This is a genomic window from Enterococcus faecalis, from assembly GCF_029024925.1.
GTDB lineage: Bacteria > Bacillota > Bacilli > Lactobacillales > Enterococcaceae > Enterococcus > Enterococcus faecalis.
Window position 1 is genome coordinate 1,766,375 of record NZ_CP118962.1, and the last position, 15,682, is coordinate 1,782,056.

The following is a 15,682-nucleotide window of genomic DNA, read 5'->3' on the forward strand; positions in this document are numbered from 1 at the left end:
TTTCCCACCTCCTAATATTGGATAAACCTCACATTATTTTTATCCATATCTTCACTGAAAGCATATCTTGTCGCATCAATTGTATGGTTGTCTTTATCTTCTAACCTAGGTTTAGGATTACCGTCTTTATCAGTTTGATAATCAATATTCTCAAATTCTTTAGCAATGTTAGGAGTTCTTAATGGATCAATACAAATAAAATCCAAATCGCCTAACCATTCTTCTCCATACTCAACAGAATCAGGACCTTTTTTTACTCCGAAAACTCGTGGCATACCATGTTCACTGTTTAGCTCTGCTATTGATTTAGGCTCTGCTGAATCAGCTGCAATTCTATCTGATATATATCCTTTAGACTTAGCTTTATTAGCAAATTCCCTATTACTAATTTTCACACCATAAATTTCATCAATAGCATAGATGCCATTTTTCTTTTTGTCATAATGCCATCTAACAAATGCTAATGGATCAGTAGCATAACCGAAGTCAAGACCATTTCTGATATTGTCAAAGTTAGCAGCCATTTCATCAGTAATACATCCTTTTATTACTCGTAGATTATCAAAAGGAACAACTCCTGAACCAATAGCTTTGCCGTCATACTCCCACTCAGCACGTTTCGGATTTTTAGCCCTCGTAGCATTAACTTCTTCAATAAATGCTTGAGCTATGAATGGATTATCCTTATATGTTGAATGATGAACGAAAGTATTCTCGGGTTGGAAGCTAGATTCATATTTCTTATTAACCCATGATTGTCGTCGCTTAGGAGGATTGTATGAATAAAAGAATTTATAAAAAAGACCATCTGCTAATTCACCACGTAGTAATGAGTTAGTTATGGTTTTTACATCATCTTCTGTTTTAAACTCGGCTAATTCCTCAATCCAAGCTATAGCAAATGGAAATCTTGAATCCTTTAATGACTTAATTCTTTCTGGATTCTGTGCGCCACGAAAAACAATATAATTACCTCTAGGCTTATAGGTGATTTTCATAGGACTTTTATTTACTTTAAAATACTTAGACACACCTTGTTCTTCAATTGCCCACTTAATCTGTTCAAAAATAGATAGCTCAATCGTATTATCGACATATCTAATGGCCACAGCATTTACAGGATATCTCATAATCAATTGAACGATTATGTGTGCTATGCCAGATGATTTACCTGATCCACGACCACCTTTTTCAACAACATGTAATATATTTGAGTTTAATGCTATCCTCCAAGTAGTATGAAATGCTTTAGGAAGAAATTCAGATAGTTTTTTACTCATATCCATCACCTGATATATCATCAATAAAAACTGGCATATCCATGTCTCCACTTGTAGCACCTAAACTAGCTTTAGCTTTTTCAGTTTGAACTTTCAACAATTGTAATTTGGCATCATTTGCTAGCAAGGCATTCTGTTGCTTAACAGCCTTTGTTAACTGATTGCTAATTCTAGTCAACGCATCTTCAATAGCTAAGATGTCATCTAACTTTCTAAATGTTTTACGAGTTACTTGAACGTCTTGCATAACTTCACGTTTTATTTCTAGCTTTCTACCGTCTTTTTCAATCGGTGTTTTAATTTTCCTTAGCTGTTGTAACCGTTCAACTTCTTCATCATTTAGTCCTTTTTCAGCTTCTTTGATACGTTTCATCATTCTAAACTGCCGTACCTTTAATAAGCGAATCTCATCATTCAAAATAAAAAAAGGATCATCATTCAGATTAGAATAGATGTCCTTTTCTTCATCAGATAACATATCGGCAAATATTATTTCGTATTCGCCAGTTTTAATAGCGTTCTTATTACCAAGTGGTGGCGAGGCTCGGCTATTACCTTTGTTGCCTACTGCGTTCTGATTACCAAAAGGAGCGCCTCCTCGATTAGTAACGTTACCTTTTGCATTGGTAACATTACCTTTCAATTCAGCACTCCATTTATCAATCGATTTCCATTTTCTAATTTGAGAATCTGAAACATTTAACTCAGAAGCAATTTCCTTTAATTGCTTATCTCCGTTGGATTCTAGCCAAATCTTTTTAGCTTTGTCACGTCTTGGATCACGTTTCCTTGCCATTCAATACACACCACCTCGCATTCTTTTTAAGTTAAGTTTTGTTTTTCAAATTTAATGAAGTCATTTTTTACAACCTTGCTACCCTCTATCTAAAAACATATAAACATTAAACCTTTTATTATCCAATAATATTGTTATTTTCAACTAAAATAACAAGAAATAATATATTCCTCATCTATTCAATTACATAAATTTTATACCTGCAATCAATTGCCTTATATTACAAAAAATTATATAATTAAATTATCAAATTTGAAAGGATGATTTTATGTATTATTCAACTATTCGCTCGAAAGAAGGAGAGCTTCGCGCTTTAGAAAAGCTTTATGAAACCGGAAACAATCTAGATAACTTTATTCCAAATATAATTGTTTCAGATGGATCAGAAGAAATATTGAATTTAATAAATCGAAAATTCCCATTATTTTCTTTGTTAGATATCCGAGAATTAGATGCAGACAATATTGAAGCTTTAGAAGAATTACTAAAAAAACAAGAATATTCCAATCATGCAATCGTTTATCCAATTGATATTCTTCTTGAACCCATGGATAATGAAATCATTTGTGAATATGTTCGGATTCCAAAAAACAGTATAAACAGGTTTCTCTTGCAATGGTTAGTATCGAATAAAAACTTATTACCAAAAAACATTTTTATCGATTTTGAAGATATAGATGATAAAATTTCATCTCAATTAATAGAAATTGTTATTGATTTAATTGACAGTTTACCTGAAATTGATTTCATAATTCTAAGTGGTGCCGTTCCAAGCACAATACCTGTTAAATCAACAGAAAACTATCGTCTAGAAAGGTATGAAAAAGAACTATTCAATCATATAAACGATTCAACTATGTCTAATAGTTATTATGGAGATTACACTACAATTAGTCCTATTCCAATTTCAACAGATGGACCAATAATTCCCATAGTTCAGCTTAAATACACACTTGAGAATTATTATTGGTTTGTTCGCAATGGTCAACGCCGAGGAAATTACGATTTCGTATCTGTTTGTAAAGAAATTGCCCACAACGTGCCTTCTTTTAATCCAGAATATTGTTGGGGAGATGAATATATTCAGTCTGTTATTGATGCAGATGTCAATAAAGGAAATCCTTCTGTTTGGGTTTCAGTGTGTGTTAATAGGCACATTCAAATGTGCATTGATGAATTTAGTTAAAATAAACAACCAGATAGTTTCTATCTGGTTGTTTATTTTAAAAAGCTTCTTTTTTTAAATTTTCTCTTATACGTTTTTTCAGATTATTTTTTGCTGTCATTGATATTGTAGAATCTATTTTTTCGACCAAATCTTGTTTAAACATTTTTTGTATTTCTGTTTTACTATATTCTTTGGTAAATACCGACAATTGTTTCGCTAAAAATTTTATTTGGTTTGAGGAAAGCAATGACATAAAATTACTAAAAGAAATATTAGGATTTAATCTTGCTTTCCTAATAAATCGAATTTTCAAAGCATTTAACTCTTCACCACTGACCAATATAATTCCCCAATATTTTGGGACAATATAAGCAACAGATTCTACATACTTTTCACCTACAACCACATAATTTCTTTCAAAATTTAAGTCGTACTCAGTTATTTGTGAACTTAGCCTTTTCAATGAATCAAAATCACTTTTTATCTCATAGGCAGTAACATGACCATTTATTGCAACTAAATCAGCTCTTGCCTTTCCTGACGGAACCGTTACTTCTTCATATACTTGGCAATTCTTGTACGACTGTAATCTTTCGATAATGACTCTTCGAATATCTTTATCATCTAATCGCACTTTATCACCTCCAAACATTTATTAATTTTACCCATATACTAAAAAAAAATCAACATATATTTAACAACCTAACTGTTTCACAATGATCAAGAATGAAATATTCCTTTAACTTCAGAACTGATGTATCTTTTCAATATTCATATCTAGTTCCTCATATTTCGCTTAATATTATCTTGAATGTTCTTCTCATCAAAATAGCCATGCCCACAATAAACTAGCTTACAATCATCAATTTCCTTTGGTGTGGCTTCTCTCGTCATTTCGACAATAGATGCATTCTTTTTTATCTGCACAGACATTACAACACGCATTGAACCAGTTGAGCGGTTCGGCTGTGGATATTTATGTGTTAACGATACATACCAATAACTTTTCATGTTCTCTCTCCTAATTGTTTTTATGTATATTTGTTTATTGTAAGACAAACGCTTCAATTCCTGTTATACTCACTGCAAGACAGCAACTCCTTTTTGCTTCATGTAACACTTCCAGTTATTTCAAAACATAATCTGCTGTCTGGCCACTAGATATTTTATCTGGTGGTTTTTCATGCGAAAACAATCCAAATATCCGACAAAACTTGACAGCTGTGTTACACTTGTTTTAGGTAGCACTCTTTCATAATAGCTAAAGTTCATAAACTACAAGTGACACGAGATTTTCACTAACGCTACCTAGCCACTAGATCCCATTTCTAGTGGCTTTTTTTGCACAAAAAAAGACCACTCATTTTTATTGAGTAGTCTAAAGATTTATATTAGACTGCCTAGCCAATCTAACACTTATTTAACAATACTAGGTTGCTAGCCATTTTATCCTGTTTCGCAGGCTGGCTGTTCTGAAAGGAGGTAACCGACCGTTAAAGTAAGAAACATTTATTGACGATTCTTTTATTTAAGTAGCTATGCTACCTACTGGAACAATAGGACTCGAACCTATACCGACGGTTTTGGAGACCGCTGCTCTACCAGTTAAGCTATATCCCATTAACACTCACAAACCTGTAGAAAAAAGAGAGAGGAATTACACCCCATTTCTTTTAGTTTGAGAACGTCTGATTTGTGAGTGATCATTGCAACTTAAACTTACATAGCGCTATCTTGACAAGTGCTTTCAGCGTACGTCTACGTGTAAGCTTAATACCAAGTTTATTGCAATATTTGCTACCTAGACTAAACGAGACAGAAAGAACTGGACTTTCCACATCCTTATTCTTTATTTTTTTGTAGGTAGCCTCCAAAGATAAGCGAAACGGAGCTAAGATAGGTAATGCATGCCTTACCTCGTTTCCTTATCTTTCGACACTACCATAGTAACATCTAAATATTGATAAAAACCGCCAACTTTCCGCCAAAAAACCGCCAAAAATTTTATTTATATGCAATTAATTTTCCATTTCGATACGCTTCGGCAAATTCAATTAAAGCCTCTGATTTCATTCGTTGAATACTTCTTTCGGAATATCCAACTTCCCTAGCTATCTTGTAATTAGAGTAATGATCCTGCACACAGAAACTATAATGCAAAATTTGTCTGCTAGTTAGGCTCAATGCCATAAGCGCAGATAAAATTGCGTCTCTTTCTGCTTCTGCATCTGCTAATTGTACTAGCGCATCTTCTGCTTTATTCCCGTGACTTTGGCTTTTAGGCATATCTGTAATAATTGGTGATTTTAAATCTATCAAAGAGCGACCAGCTATTCGCTCTAAACGTCTAAAACTCTTTAACACATTTCTAGCATTCGCTTTTGTTTGTCGAAAATCTACTTCTTTTAACAATAGAATCAAGTGAAATCGCTCCTTTTATGGTATAATAATTTATAATAAACATATCATCATTTAAGAGTTGCTTAGCGGAAACTAAGTAGCTTTTTTTATTTATCCAAACATATATAAGAAATGCTTATTCTTTGCTCATCAGCGACTCTATATGATATAAATTATACTAAGAATACTATTCCAATAGCTATTCACTTCTCAGCCAGTCGGCGGAAACCGACTGACTATTTATTTATCAAAATATTCATCACTCATACATGTTTATAGTCAACAAATTATTGGTTGACTATAAAGAAAACAATAATAATTCTACAATATTTTACAATCTTCCATTCGTCATCTTTCACATCATCTTTATTCATTTGATATTTTCCATCTAATAAATATTTTTGGCATAGAAGGTATTTTCAAATCTATTTTTCAATGGTATAATCACTTTAACTTTCTTGGGGATTTTATTTATGAAATAAATTTCCTCCTTTTCTACATTAACTTCTGGTAAACAGTTAATAGTAGTACACGTCTCTACAAGAGATTTATTGTCGATTTTTAATCGGCTATTTAATAGCACTTTATTTGGGGAAAGTGCTAACTCACACCTAAAGAACAACTGGCGGAAAACAGTTGTTTCTACCACATAAGTCAGCTAGTGGTCAGCTGGCTTTTTTTGTTGCCTTAAATTTCATAGTAATGTATTATTAATTGTCTCTATCTGAGATGAAAATGTATCTATAACTAGCTAGCGGAAACTAGTTAGTTTTTTTATACTATTTTTGTTGGTTTTAAAACTACTTAGCCTTTTTATATAAATGTGAACGTCGAATAATTGAATATTAAATTCTTTAAATTTAATCATCTTCTTTACTCGCTTTCTAACCGAATAATTCTCTTTGATCTGTTTACCCGTTTTACCCACTACACTTGTTCCTCCAAACTTGTAATTTCTAGTTCTGTTCGTGGTCGCATACTGTACAACTTTTGGCAAACCATCACAGCAATTTGACCATCGTTTTTATATAAAATACCTTCGGCAGCATCAGTCACTGCTTTAAAATAATTATCTAAGTCACTTTTCTTATCGCAATATTTACGCTCTAATTCCACTTCTAAGCGTTTCTTTTTAGAACTTAATAGATATTTAGGGGCAGGAACGTAAAACGTCACATGCGCAAAAATAGCCCCTTTTTCAATCAATTCTGGTTTTGCCTTTCGTAGATACGCTTTTACCTTTTGTTTATAGGCTCTCATAGCGCTATCTTCATAGGTTTGAACATAATTCCCACGCCTTGCGAATCGTGGGCGACTTTGTGGCTTGGGCTCAATCGGTAGAATAATTCGCATCTCTTCCACCTCGAACCTTACAAATCGGCTTCTTTGACGAATACTCCGTTTACCATTTCTCCTTGGCGATTTTTGATTTCGCTATATGCTTGATTTAAGCATTCGTATAAATCCATGTTTTTTTGCATAGCAAGAATAATTAACGTCACAACCACATCACCAATACCATCTCTTAGGTCGTTTTCGTTGTTTCTTGCCAATGCAGCACCAACTTCTCCGACTTCCTCAATCACTTTTAGCATTTGCTTTTCAGGTTCTGCTTTATCTAAACGCTTTTCTTTCGCCCATTCTTCCACTAATTTAACTAATTCATTCATCTAAAATTCCTCCCCGAAATCTAATTCACGTTTTAGCTTGCTGTGAATCGATTCTAGCTCTTTTTTGTATTCTTTGACTGTTTGTATTGTTTTACCACTAGAAAGCACATAATCGCGTTCTATTGCGACGAGAGCCTTACTTAAATTGCCATAATAACCAATCAAAGCGAGAGACTCTTTTTCTGTACCGTCTTTATCAGTCAAAATGGTTAACTCTCCGTGTTCATTTCGTCTCGCTTTATTTACGATTACTTGCCTATCATCGCTAGTAATTCGATAATCAAGTACTCTCATTTCAATCATGATTTACTCTCCTCCCAACAATTCTTGCATTTGTCTTTCAAATTCAGCTTGCTCTTCTGGTGATAGCTTTTCTTCTTCACCGTTCGCTTGATTCATCCATTCAGGCACCTTTTCTTGCCGAACAGGTTTATTTTGATATTGCTTATTTTGTGTTTTTTTATCTGCTCGTTCTCTCTCGTTATTTAGATAATCAGCATATGTTTTTACACCATTTGCTCGCCAATTTTTCAAAATACCAGCAAAATAGCTATATCTTCGTTCGTTATTTCTAGCACAGATATTAACAGCCTCTTTCAATAGCTCGAGGTCTCCGTCAAAATCAGAAAGATCGTATTGTAAATCAGTGATATTAACAGGAGTAGCAGGACTTACATTCTGTGAATAATAGCGGATTAACTCCGTTAGCTTTTCTTCACCTAACGGCTCTTCAAAGAATGCTTTTTCAACCGACGTTTCAGGTAACGACGGATTGATGCTACTTTCTGTTTCTTTTTTGTTTACTTTACTTTTATTTACTTTACTTTCTCTTTCTTTTTCTCTTTGTGTATTATTGACACCATTAACTACAGTTGAAGGTGAGTTATTGACGTCATTAACTACAGTTGGAAGAGAATTATTGCCATCAATAATCAAATACTCTTCTTGTAAGACTACTTCTTTCCGTTTAGATGTCATCAATTTATATCTTTTTTGAATACCATTTGATGTTAAGATTTTATATTTTTGATATTTATCATGATCAAAAAATCCTACTTGTACCGCTTTGTTTACAACTTCTTCTACTAGACCCTCTTTCGCCCCAACATCGTCAGCAACTAAGAACGCCGAATCTTCGTCCCACCGCAAGAAATATCCCATGTCTCCATAGATATAACTCAGCAAGCAAAGTAGTATCTCGCAAGTTTGTGGTCCACACGATTTTCGAATTTTTCGATACTTAATATCTTTCAAAAAATCAACATCTAATGAATAGTAGTCAACGCCTTGTTTATATGGCCTTGCCACTTTATCACTTCCTTATAAGAGGGGAAAATCCCCTCTTTATTTGTCTAATGGTGGATTTTTAGTATCAAATAAATCTGTTTGATTCAATGAATCTGAATCAGCTTCATTGATTACTTCTGCTGTTTTCATCGTAGTATTTTCTTCTACTTCCGTTTCAGAAATAATATTTCCATCTTCTTGCATTTGTTGAACTTTTTCATCTGAAGTCGTCGCTTCTTGCATTTCGATGGACAAAATTCCCCATTTTGATAACATATTTCTTAATACTGTTTTACGAGCCATCGCATTATAATCTGTAGCCCAGACACCGCTCAATTTTGTTTTTTCTTTGTCTTTGCTATTTGCAATTCGATGAGCTTCAATTTCTTGTTTGGTCCAATAAACAGTTTTCTTAAATCCATTTAATAGTTCAAAATATCCAACATATCCGATTACATCGTCTGATTGTCTACCATTTGGATCAAATTCAAATTCTTCCGTTAGTCTGTTCCAACTCAGTAACTCTCCTTCGTAGACTTCAATAACATTTAATGCTTTATATTTACCTGACCGTTGAGCCAATTGAATATACCCTTTATATCCTAAAATAAATTGGGCTTTCCTCTCCCATTTGCCAGTCTGCTTATTTTTAGTATTAAATGGTACGAGATAGGCATAACCTAGATTTTTATCTAATCCTAAATTTAATGTAGCAGCTGTTAAAGCCCCGCTTAAGATAGACATTGGCTCGCTTTCTGCCAAGTAGCTATCATTAGAAACTAAGGTCATGACATTTGACATAAAAGCATTAGCATTTTCATGAAGAACCTCCTCAAATTTCCGCTTCATAGTAGGAGTATTCATTAATCCTTTTAAACCTAATTGATTCGCAGGAACTTGTTTTTGATTTTGTTGTGATAATTGATTTTTTAAGGTTTCGTTTGTTGCCATTATTGCTTAATCTCCTTTTCTATTAATCTTCGTGGCGTAGTAACCATATATATTTCTTCATCTTCTGCAATTTGAGGATATTTTTCAGCAAACTTTTTACTGTTCAATCTTTTAGTAGGTATTTCCTTCCACTCAACAATATGTTTTTTAGTAATACCAATGCTTGCATTTCTTTTTCCCAATTCGCTTTTTATTTCATTTTCAATTTTTCTAATAGCTACATCCAACTCTTTTTTGGTTTTCTTCATTTCATTTTTTTGGTCTAACAATTCATCAAACGAAGCAGGTAAAGTAGTTTGCGTTTCTTCTATGTCGCTATACTTATCCTTTAAAAAGTCAGCTGTTGCCTTACTTCCGTCAATAATAGGTTCAACGCCTTTGATTACGTTATTTTCCCAAAAATCAACTAATTGCTCGGTCAGTACATCGATTAATTCCTGATCACGTTCTACCCGTTTCCAAATAAATTTCTGACCACCAATTAAAACTGCAATATAACAATAGTCTTTATTCAAAACATTCATATAATGCTGAACTTGGCAAAGATAACTCAATGGCACTTCGTCTCCTGCCCATTCTTTCGCTAAAAATTGATTTGCAGTTTTGCATTCTAGAATGGCATTTTCTCTAACCACTTCTCTATCAATATTTGCTCTTAAAAAAGGATGGAGCGAATGTTCGAAGACTTGATTTCTACGACGAACTTTTTTTCCTGTTCTTTCTTGGAACTCTTTCGCAACAACTTCTTCTAAAACATTTCCCCAATAGGCTGGCTCGCTTTCTGTATCTTTCAGCTCAACTTGACCTGTTTTCTCTAGCCATAATTGATAAGCTGATTTATATTGATTCAAGCCTAAAATTGTTGCAACGTCTGATCCTCCAATTCCTTTACGCCTATCCTCAAGCCATTCTTGATGGCTCATGGATAAAGTAGATTGAATCATCTTTCGTCTTCCTCCTCATCGTATTCCCACGTTAGCTCTAACACTTCTTTTTCTTCAGGTGGCTCTTGTCTTGCCCCTAGCGAATCAAATTCAGGCATTACAATCCCTCCCAAAATAGTTTTATTTTTTCATCTTCCAATTCGATATAATCGACACCTTGCATTTGTAATTGATCTAAAAATGGTTTTGTAGCTCCTTTACTGCTTACCACACAACTTGTATTGCCATAAGATGCAGATGTCCGAACAGATTGAATAATGTTATTCTGTGCGTTTGCTAGCATTAATTCGTAAATGTCGTTACCTAAACCTCTTACTTCAATCATTACAACTCACCTCGTAAAAAATCTTTTAACAATATATCTAGTTTTTCCTCATTATTTTGTTTAGTTGAAGATGATTCTGCACCAATAAATGATTCTTTTATTTGTTTACATTGCGGACAATCACAATCATGAGCAAGTGCTTCCTCTTTAAATTTTTCAAATAATTCACTAAATGCAATTGCTTGTTCAGGCAAAGAACCTGCAAGTAAAACACTGGATGCTTCCATCATTTCTGAATCAACAGTTGACAAAACAATCGCAACTTTTCCTTTCCGACATTCTTTAACAAGTTCCATTAATAAATTTTGAATTTTATCGTTCATTTTGATATACTCTCCTTAGTTAATAAATTTTGAATTTTTTTGTTCAATATTTGCCCTGTTCGTTTGCAGACGTTCGGGGCTCTTTTTGTACTATGCTTAATCTCTCTGGATAAACGTTTTTATCAGCTGAAACATACGGATATTCTTCAAACAACTTTCGCATGACTTCCGCTTGTGTTTCTCCAATCACATATGTTTCTCTACTAGCTTCGCCTATAGCTACATACATTTTTTATCGCCTCCTTTTTTAGAGTATTGATACTTTGCTTCATCCCAGTTAAAAAACCAATGGATAAAGAAAGGTGCACTTAGTGTTGCTAGTATTGGCATTGAAAAGTGGCTTTTCAGCAATACTCCTAGTACAATCATCAATAAAAATGCGCCTACTAATCGGGTTTCTCGGATTGCTTTCATGTTGTTAACCTCCTATATTTTGATATAATTCAATTGAAAGTGAGGTGTCAATGTGTTTTTTGTGATTAAACGAGCTTCTGATAAAAAATACTATTTTTTGATTAAAACTGAAGAAAATGAAATAATCGCATCAAGCAAAACTTACTACTACAAATCTTCTGTTTTAGAAATCATTGAATCCATTAAGAATGATATGAATCCAAAAGCAATCATTGTTGATACTACTTTTAACTGAGGATAAGTTAGGCTTATCCTTTTATTTTTATTTACTGATCTAGCTCACTTCTTTAAACATATCTCCGTTTCCATTAGCCATATCAATTCTTGCCTGTAATTCCAAGTCAGGCTTCCATTTAGGAATTAGAGTTAATGCTTCTTTATATCGAACTTTTGGAATATCTACATAAGAGGCTACATCGAATAATGCTTTCAATTGTTTATAGCAATTACTAAATGCTGATTGCTTAATACTTGAATCCCGATAAGCCACTGTTTTTTTGCCACCTAATACTTTGATAACAGTTGATGAAACTAGTCCTTGTATCTTTCGTTGTTGGCTTCTATTAATTGTTGTTTCTGTTTCTAGCTTATCTAAACGTTGATTTACAAGAGTCAATCCACGTTCATGTTTTAACGCAGCTTCTAATAACAATTCTGTGTTATTAATCGGTAAGTTTGATTGAGTTTTGAGCAGTTCCTCCATTTGGTTAAAAGCTTCAATATATTTCAGTTTAAACTTAAGAGCTTTTTGACCAGTGAATCCCATTGCTAGTAACGTGAATCCGTCACGGTTCATAATGATTTGTCTATATTTTTGTTTGTTTTGTGGATGAATATAGCTATCTTCGTAAAATAGGTCTGCGTAATTTTCCGCAACCCCCTCTTTTAAATCATCAATCGCTGCTAAAACATCACGATGATTTTTATTAAACGTTGCTCGACTTGTAAACTAGTTGTTACTGCTTGTTGGTTTTTCATAATTACTAAGTTGTCCATTTTTTCCTCCTTAAATTGTTTCTGTATTGCTCTTTCCTTTAATCCCAATGATTCATGATGTCATTACAAATTTTTATAGCTTCTTTAGCAGGCCAATATCTTTTTCCCTTGCTAGTACCAGGCTTTCTTTTTTCGATTATTTGCATACGTTTGTCTTTTACAAAATTTTGTTCAACTTCAGGAACAGACATTGAATATCTAGACGATAATTGTTTGATGTCTAAATACTCAGCACGTTCATTTAATCCTTGACTAGCTTCATTTATGACTTGTTCAAACATTTTTCTCAGGATTTTTTCAATAATGTTGTATAGAAAGTTTTTTGAAGATGTATCTAAGAAATTTTCCATTTTCATTCCTCCTATCTGATTTTGTAAAAGTCGATAATTGCCAAAAGTGTTTCGTGTGCTTTTTTACTTTTATTTTTTCCGTTCAGATAATCGATCAAATCTTGTCTTGGAATATCAAAATAGGTAGCAACACTAACCAACGAAATTCCCTTACTTTCAAAGTAATCACGAATTTTTTGACGACTTACTGATGTGTCTGGCATTTTTGATGCTCCTTTCTTTAGTATTAAATAAGTTAATTTGATAGAAATAAAAAAATATTGTTGACATTTTTACGCTATAGAGTAAAATGGATACATAAAGAAATAAACCTATAACAAAGCCTTTCATATGCACTTGGTCGCCAAACTCAATGCTAATAAGGTGTGTTTTAGTTTGTTTCTTTTCTATCAAATTAACTTACGAATCAATAATAACTCTATAGAGTAATTTTGTAAAGACTTTTTTACTCTTTTTAGTAAATTATTTTTTCGTGTTGGAAAGGAATACTGATATGACAACATTTGAAAGGATAAAAAATTTAGCAAAACAAAAAGACAAAAGCCTTCAACAAGTTGCTAGAGAGTTAAAATACGGTGAAAATTATTTTTATAGTTTAAATGCAGGAAAACAACCAACCGCAGAAAAACTACAAGAAATTGCCAATTATTTTAATGTTTCTGTAGATTATTTGCTTGGACGAACTGATAATCCAAATTCTGATAACTTAGAAGAAGATGAAATTGCAACTTTCTTCCGTGTAAATACAGAAGATTTAACCGAATCCGAAAAAGATCAGCTCAGAGAAGAGTTAAAAGAGTACTTAGAATTCATGAAATCAAGACTTAAAAACAAATGATTGGATGACCCTATGTATTTAGACTACGATACTTATTTTGAATATCATGACCAGACATATATTATTATTGAAAAAGTTGCTAATTACTATGGAATTGAATTAAAAGAGTTAAGATGGAAACACTACAAAGATTATATGATTGACGTAGAAAATGTTGACATAATTCCCTATAGTTTCGGTGATGTTTCAAGAAAAATATTTTCAGGAAATATAATAAGATTTCACGATAAATGCGGAATTTCCTATAATTCAACAATGGTTAAAGGAAGGCAAAATTTCTCAATACTTCATGAATCTGCACATTATTTTTTTGATATGAATAAGGAATGCAAGTCTCAAAGTTTTTCAGATTTAATTACTGGAAAAGGATACACTAGCGAAGATGAACCAAAAGAAATAAGAGCTAATATATTTGCATCCCTTGCTTTAATAAACAATGAAGCATTGAAAGAATGTTTACAAAAACAAATGTCTTTCCGTCAAATTTGCGAAGAATTTGAAATGAGTGCTGCAGCACTATACGTAAGGTTATATGATTTTTTAACAAAAATATTCTTATTAAATACATGCTTAGCTAGATCAGCTATTAATCAATATAGATATAACTATGATTCAACAAAATTAATTAGTTATGTGAAGATGGTTTTATAGATTTTTAGCAATGGTAAAATTAAAACAAAAAAAGTCCGTGCTGGGCACACGGACTTAAACCTCATTTTGAGATTTACTGACAAGTATATTATAACAGAAATGAGGATTAATTTAAAAATGAAAAAAATTGTTACTTTAAGTTTATCATTATTACTGCTGACTGCTTGTTCTAACGAAACTAAACAGGTTTCAAAGCAAAACTCAAGCTCTACCACAATTACATCCGAAAAGAAAGATATTTCTGATTCTAAAAAAATTAATAGCTCAAGTAGTGAGTCATCAACTATACATTATTCAAGTACACAAACAGATGAAACAACTCAAATGGAATTAGGTGGGTCTACCTATTCCCAAATTTTAGAGACTTATACTCAAAAGTTGACTACAACTACACCTATATTGATTGAAGAACTGCGAAATGAAGGAGAACCTATAAAAGGCAATGTTTCAGCATTAGCTGAGGTTTTAAACTCTAAAATAGGAAAATTAGCAGATATTTCAAATGCTGGAATTTCGGAAATGGCAAGCATACAACTTTCTAATAAAGACGACTATTCATTATATGAATCATGGGCAAATAAACTAACAGATGTTTATACTGCTGAAGCAAATAAGTTAACAGACTTGTATACCGAATTAGCTGCTGTTAACACGGAAATTTCTACATCACAACAACCATTGCCATCTACTCAATCATCTTCAGCAATTGAACAACCTCAAAGCTCTGAAGTTGAACAACCCGTATATGACAAAGTACGAAGCGGCGAAGGAGCTCGACAAGTAGCTGAGAGGAATGGATTAACCTTAGAACAACTATTTGCACTAAATCCAGGCATTGACACCTCTGTTTTTTATCCTGGTCAACCACTAAGAATTAAATAAAGGAGAGAACTTTTATGAAAAAGATTAAATATTTTATTTATACACTACTATTGCTTATTGTATTTACTGCATGCGGAACTAAAGAAGTTAAGCCTGATTATACTAGTAAAGAAGCTGAAACAGCACTAAATAACGGCGAAGATTTAACAGGTAAAACTGTGCAATTTACAGTTGATAAATATGTTCCTGATGGCTCATTAGGATATACAATTCAAACTGGAGATCATTTAAACTTTGTTTCAAGCAAAAATCCAGATGTAAGAACAGGGGATAAAGTAATTGCAAAAATAAAGAAAGTTGAAAACCTTATGGGGTCTTGGATAATTACTTTCGATAAAAAATAATTCTCCCCTCTCTGGTGAGTTCTAGCATGTTCGATTCATGTTAGGGGCTTTAAATGAATATTG

23 protein-coding genes, 1 tRNA gene and 1 pseudogene are annotated in these 15,682 nt (G+C 32.9%); 6 read left to right on the forward strand and 19 right to left on the reverse strand.

Annotated elements, in window-relative coordinates:
* Positions 1-11: 11 nt before the first annotated feature.
* Both PYW42_RS08725 and terS read right to left on the reverse strand, forming a co-directional pair.
* The gene (locus PYW42_RS08725) at positions 12-1,301 is read right to left on the reverse strand and encodes a PBSX family phage terminase large subunit (RefSeq protein ID WP_002403123.1); all 1,290 of its coding nucleotides are present in this window, start codon (positions 1,299-1,301) and stop codon (positions 12-14) included.
* Positions 1,273-2,076 carry a phage terminase small subunit gene (gene terS / locus PYW42_RS08730; protein ID WP_002389117.1) on the reverse strand — a complete coding sequence of 268 codons (804 nt, stop codon included), beginning with the start codon at positions 2,074-2,076 and terminating at the stop codon, positions 1,273-1,275. Before terS ends, PYW42_RS08725 begins: the two co-directional genes overlap by 29 nt.
* Positions 2,077-2,344: 268 nt before the next feature.
* Between terS and PYW42_RS08735 the strand changes: the two genes are divergently transcribed.
* Entirely contained in the window at positions 2,345-3,262 is a 918-nt protein-coding gene (locus PYW42_RS08735) for a beta family protein (protein ID WP_002370955.1), read from the forward strand.
* Between the two features lie 37 nt (positions 3,263-3,299).
* Here PYW42_RS08735 and PYW42_RS08740 read toward each other — a convergent pair whose 3' ends face one another.
* From PYW42_RS08740 to PYW42_RS08805, 14 genes are all read right to left on the reverse strand, one after another.
* A complete protein-coding gene (locus PYW42_RS08740) occupies positions 3,300-3,878 on the reverse strand; it encodes a sce7726 family protein (RefSeq protein ID WP_002370953.1) in 579 nt (192 codons plus the stop codon).
* Positions 3,879-4,021: 143 nt separating this feature from the next.
* A complete protein-coding gene (locus PYW42_RS08745) occupies positions 4,022-4,255 on the reverse strand; it encodes a hypothetical protein (protein ID WP_002389079.1) in 234 nt (77 codons plus the stop codon).
* A 537-nt stretch (positions 4,256-4,792) separates the two neighbouring features.
* Positions 4,793-4,864: transfer RNA gene (locus tag PYW42_RS08750), tRNA-Trp, on the reverse strand.
* A 384-nt stretch (positions 4,865-5,248) separates the two neighbouring features.
* Positions 5,249-5,665 (reverse strand): ArpU family phage packaging/lysis transcriptional regulator, encoded by a 417-nt coding sequence (locus tag PYW42_RS08755; RefSeq protein WP_010816133.1) that lies wholly within the window; start codon positions 5,663-5,665, stop codon positions 5,249-5,251.
* 906 nt (positions 5,666-6,571) lie between these two features.
* Positions 6,572-6,997, reverse strand: coding sequence for a RusA family crossover junction endodeoxyribonuclease (locus PYW42_RS08760; RefSeq protein ID WP_002389212.1), 426 nt, complete (start codon positions 6,995-6,997; stop codon positions 6,572-6,574).
* A gap of 17 nt (positions 6,998-7,014) precedes the next feature.
* Positions 7,015-7,314 (reverse strand): MazG-like family protein, encoded by a 300-nt coding sequence (locus PYW42_RS08765; RefSeq protein WP_002389080.1) that lies wholly within the window; start codon positions 7,312-7,314, stop codon positions 7,015-7,017.
* Complete coding sequence (locus PYW42_RS08770; RefSeq protein ID WP_002389299.1) at positions 7,315-7,617, reverse strand: hypothetical protein; 303 nt, start codon at positions 7,615-7,617, stop codon at positions 7,315-7,317.
* Positions 7,618-7,620: 3 nt separating this feature from the next.
* Positions 7,621-8,622, reverse strand: a complete 1,002-nt coding sequence (locus PYW42_RS08775) for a Lin1244/Lin1753 domain-containing protein (protein ID WP_002389256.1) — start codon at positions 8,620-8,622, stop codon at positions 7,621-7,623.
* 36 nt (positions 8,623-8,658) lie between these two features.
* Complete coding sequence (locus tag PYW42_RS08780; RefSeq protein WP_002369907.1) at positions 8,659-9,552, reverse strand: recombinase RecT; 894 nt, start codon at positions 9,550-9,552, stop codon at positions 8,659-8,661.
* Complete coding sequence (locus PYW42_RS08785; protein ID WP_002389314.1) at positions 9,552-10,496, reverse strand: YqaJ viral recombinase family nuclease; 945 nt, start codon at positions 10,494-10,496, stop codon at positions 9,552-9,554. The genes PYW42_RS08780 and PYW42_RS08785 overlap by 1 nt, the downstream gene beginning before the upstream one ends.
* Positions 10,497-10,593: 97 nt before the next feature.
* Entirely contained in the window at positions 10,594-10,821 is a 228-nt protein-coding gene (locus PYW42_RS08790; protein ID WP_002364220.1) for a hypothetical protein, read from the reverse strand.
* On the reverse strand, positions 10,821-11,144 hold the full coding sequence (locus PYW42_RS08795; protein WP_002369793.1) for a hypothetical protein: 324 nt from the start codon (positions 11,142-11,144) through the stop codon (positions 10,821-10,823). The genes PYW42_RS08790 and PYW42_RS08795 overlap by 1 nt, the downstream gene beginning before the upstream one ends.
* A gap of 43 nt (positions 11,145-11,187) precedes the next feature.
* Positions 11,188-11,373 carry a hypothetical protein gene (locus tag PYW42_RS08800; RefSeq protein WP_002364222.1) on the reverse strand — a complete coding sequence of 62 codons (186 nt, stop codon included), beginning with the start codon at positions 11,371-11,373 and terminating at the stop codon, positions 11,188-11,190.
* A complete protein-coding gene (locus tag PYW42_RS08805) occupies positions 11,364-11,558 on the reverse strand; it encodes a hypothetical protein (RefSeq protein ID WP_002364223.1) in 195 nt (64 codons plus the stop codon). Before PYW42_RS08805 ends, PYW42_RS08800 begins: the two co-directional genes overlap by 10 nt.
* Positions 11,559-11,610: 52 nt before the next feature.
* Here PYW42_RS08805 and PYW42_RS08810 point away from each other — a divergent pair, with 52 nt between their 5' ends.
* Entirely contained in the window at positions 11,611-11,793 is a 183-nt protein-coding gene (locus tag PYW42_RS08810) for a YegP family protein (RefSeq protein ID WP_002364224.1), read from the forward strand.
* Positions 11,794-11,832: 39 nt separating this feature from the next.
* On the opposite strand, the pseudogene PYW42_RS08815 reads toward PYW42_RS08810, so the two are convergent.
* From PYW42_RS08815 to PYW42_RS08825, 3 genes and pseudogenes are all read right to left on the reverse strand, one after another.
* Positions 11,833-12,554: pseudogene (locus PYW42_RS08815) on the reverse strand (Rha family transcriptional regulator).
* A 38-nt stretch (positions 12,555-12,592) separates the two neighbouring features.
* Positions 12,593-12,910: a hypothetical protein gene (locus tag PYW42_RS08820; RefSeq protein WP_002364228.1), complete on the reverse strand. Its 318-nt coding sequence runs from the start codon at positions 12,908-12,910 to the stop codon at positions 12,593-12,595.
* Between the two features lie 5 nt (positions 12,911-12,915).
* Positions 12,916-13,107 carry a helix-turn-helix domain-containing protein gene (locus tag PYW42_RS08825; RefSeq protein WP_002356998.1) on the reverse strand — a complete coding sequence of 64 codons (192 nt, stop codon included), beginning with the start codon at positions 13,105-13,107 and terminating at the stop codon, positions 12,916-12,918.
* A gap of 290 nt (positions 13,108-13,397) precedes the next feature.
* Between PYW42_RS08825 and PYW42_RS08830 the strand changes: the two genes are divergently transcribed.
* The 4 genes from PYW42_RS08830 (at position 13,398) to PYW42_RS08845 (ending at position 15,619) form a co-directional block, all read left to right on the forward strand.
* Positions 13,398-13,742, forward strand: a complete 345-nt coding sequence (locus tag PYW42_RS08830; protein ID WP_002385819.1) for a helix-turn-helix domain-containing protein — start codon at positions 13,398-13,400, stop codon at positions 13,740-13,742.
* 12 nt (positions 13,743-13,754) lie between these two features.
* Positions 13,755-14,393 (forward strand): ImmA/IrrE family metallo-endopeptidase, encoded by a 639-nt coding sequence (locus tag PYW42_RS08835; protein ID WP_002389292.1) that lies wholly within the window; start codon positions 13,755-13,757, stop codon positions 14,391-14,393.
* A 117-nt stretch (positions 14,394-14,510) separates the two neighbouring features.
* Entirely contained in the window at positions 14,511-15,275 is a 765-nt protein-coding gene (locus tag PYW42_RS08840; RefSeq protein WP_002389030.1) for a LysM peptidoglycan-binding domain-containing protein, read from the forward strand.
* Between the two features lie 14 nt (positions 15,276-15,289).
* A complete protein-coding gene (locus PYW42_RS08845) occupies positions 15,290-15,619 on the forward strand; it encodes a hypothetical protein (protein WP_002369911.1) in 330 nt (109 codons plus the stop codon).
* The last annotated feature ends 63 nt before the right edge of the window (positions 15,620-15,682 follow it).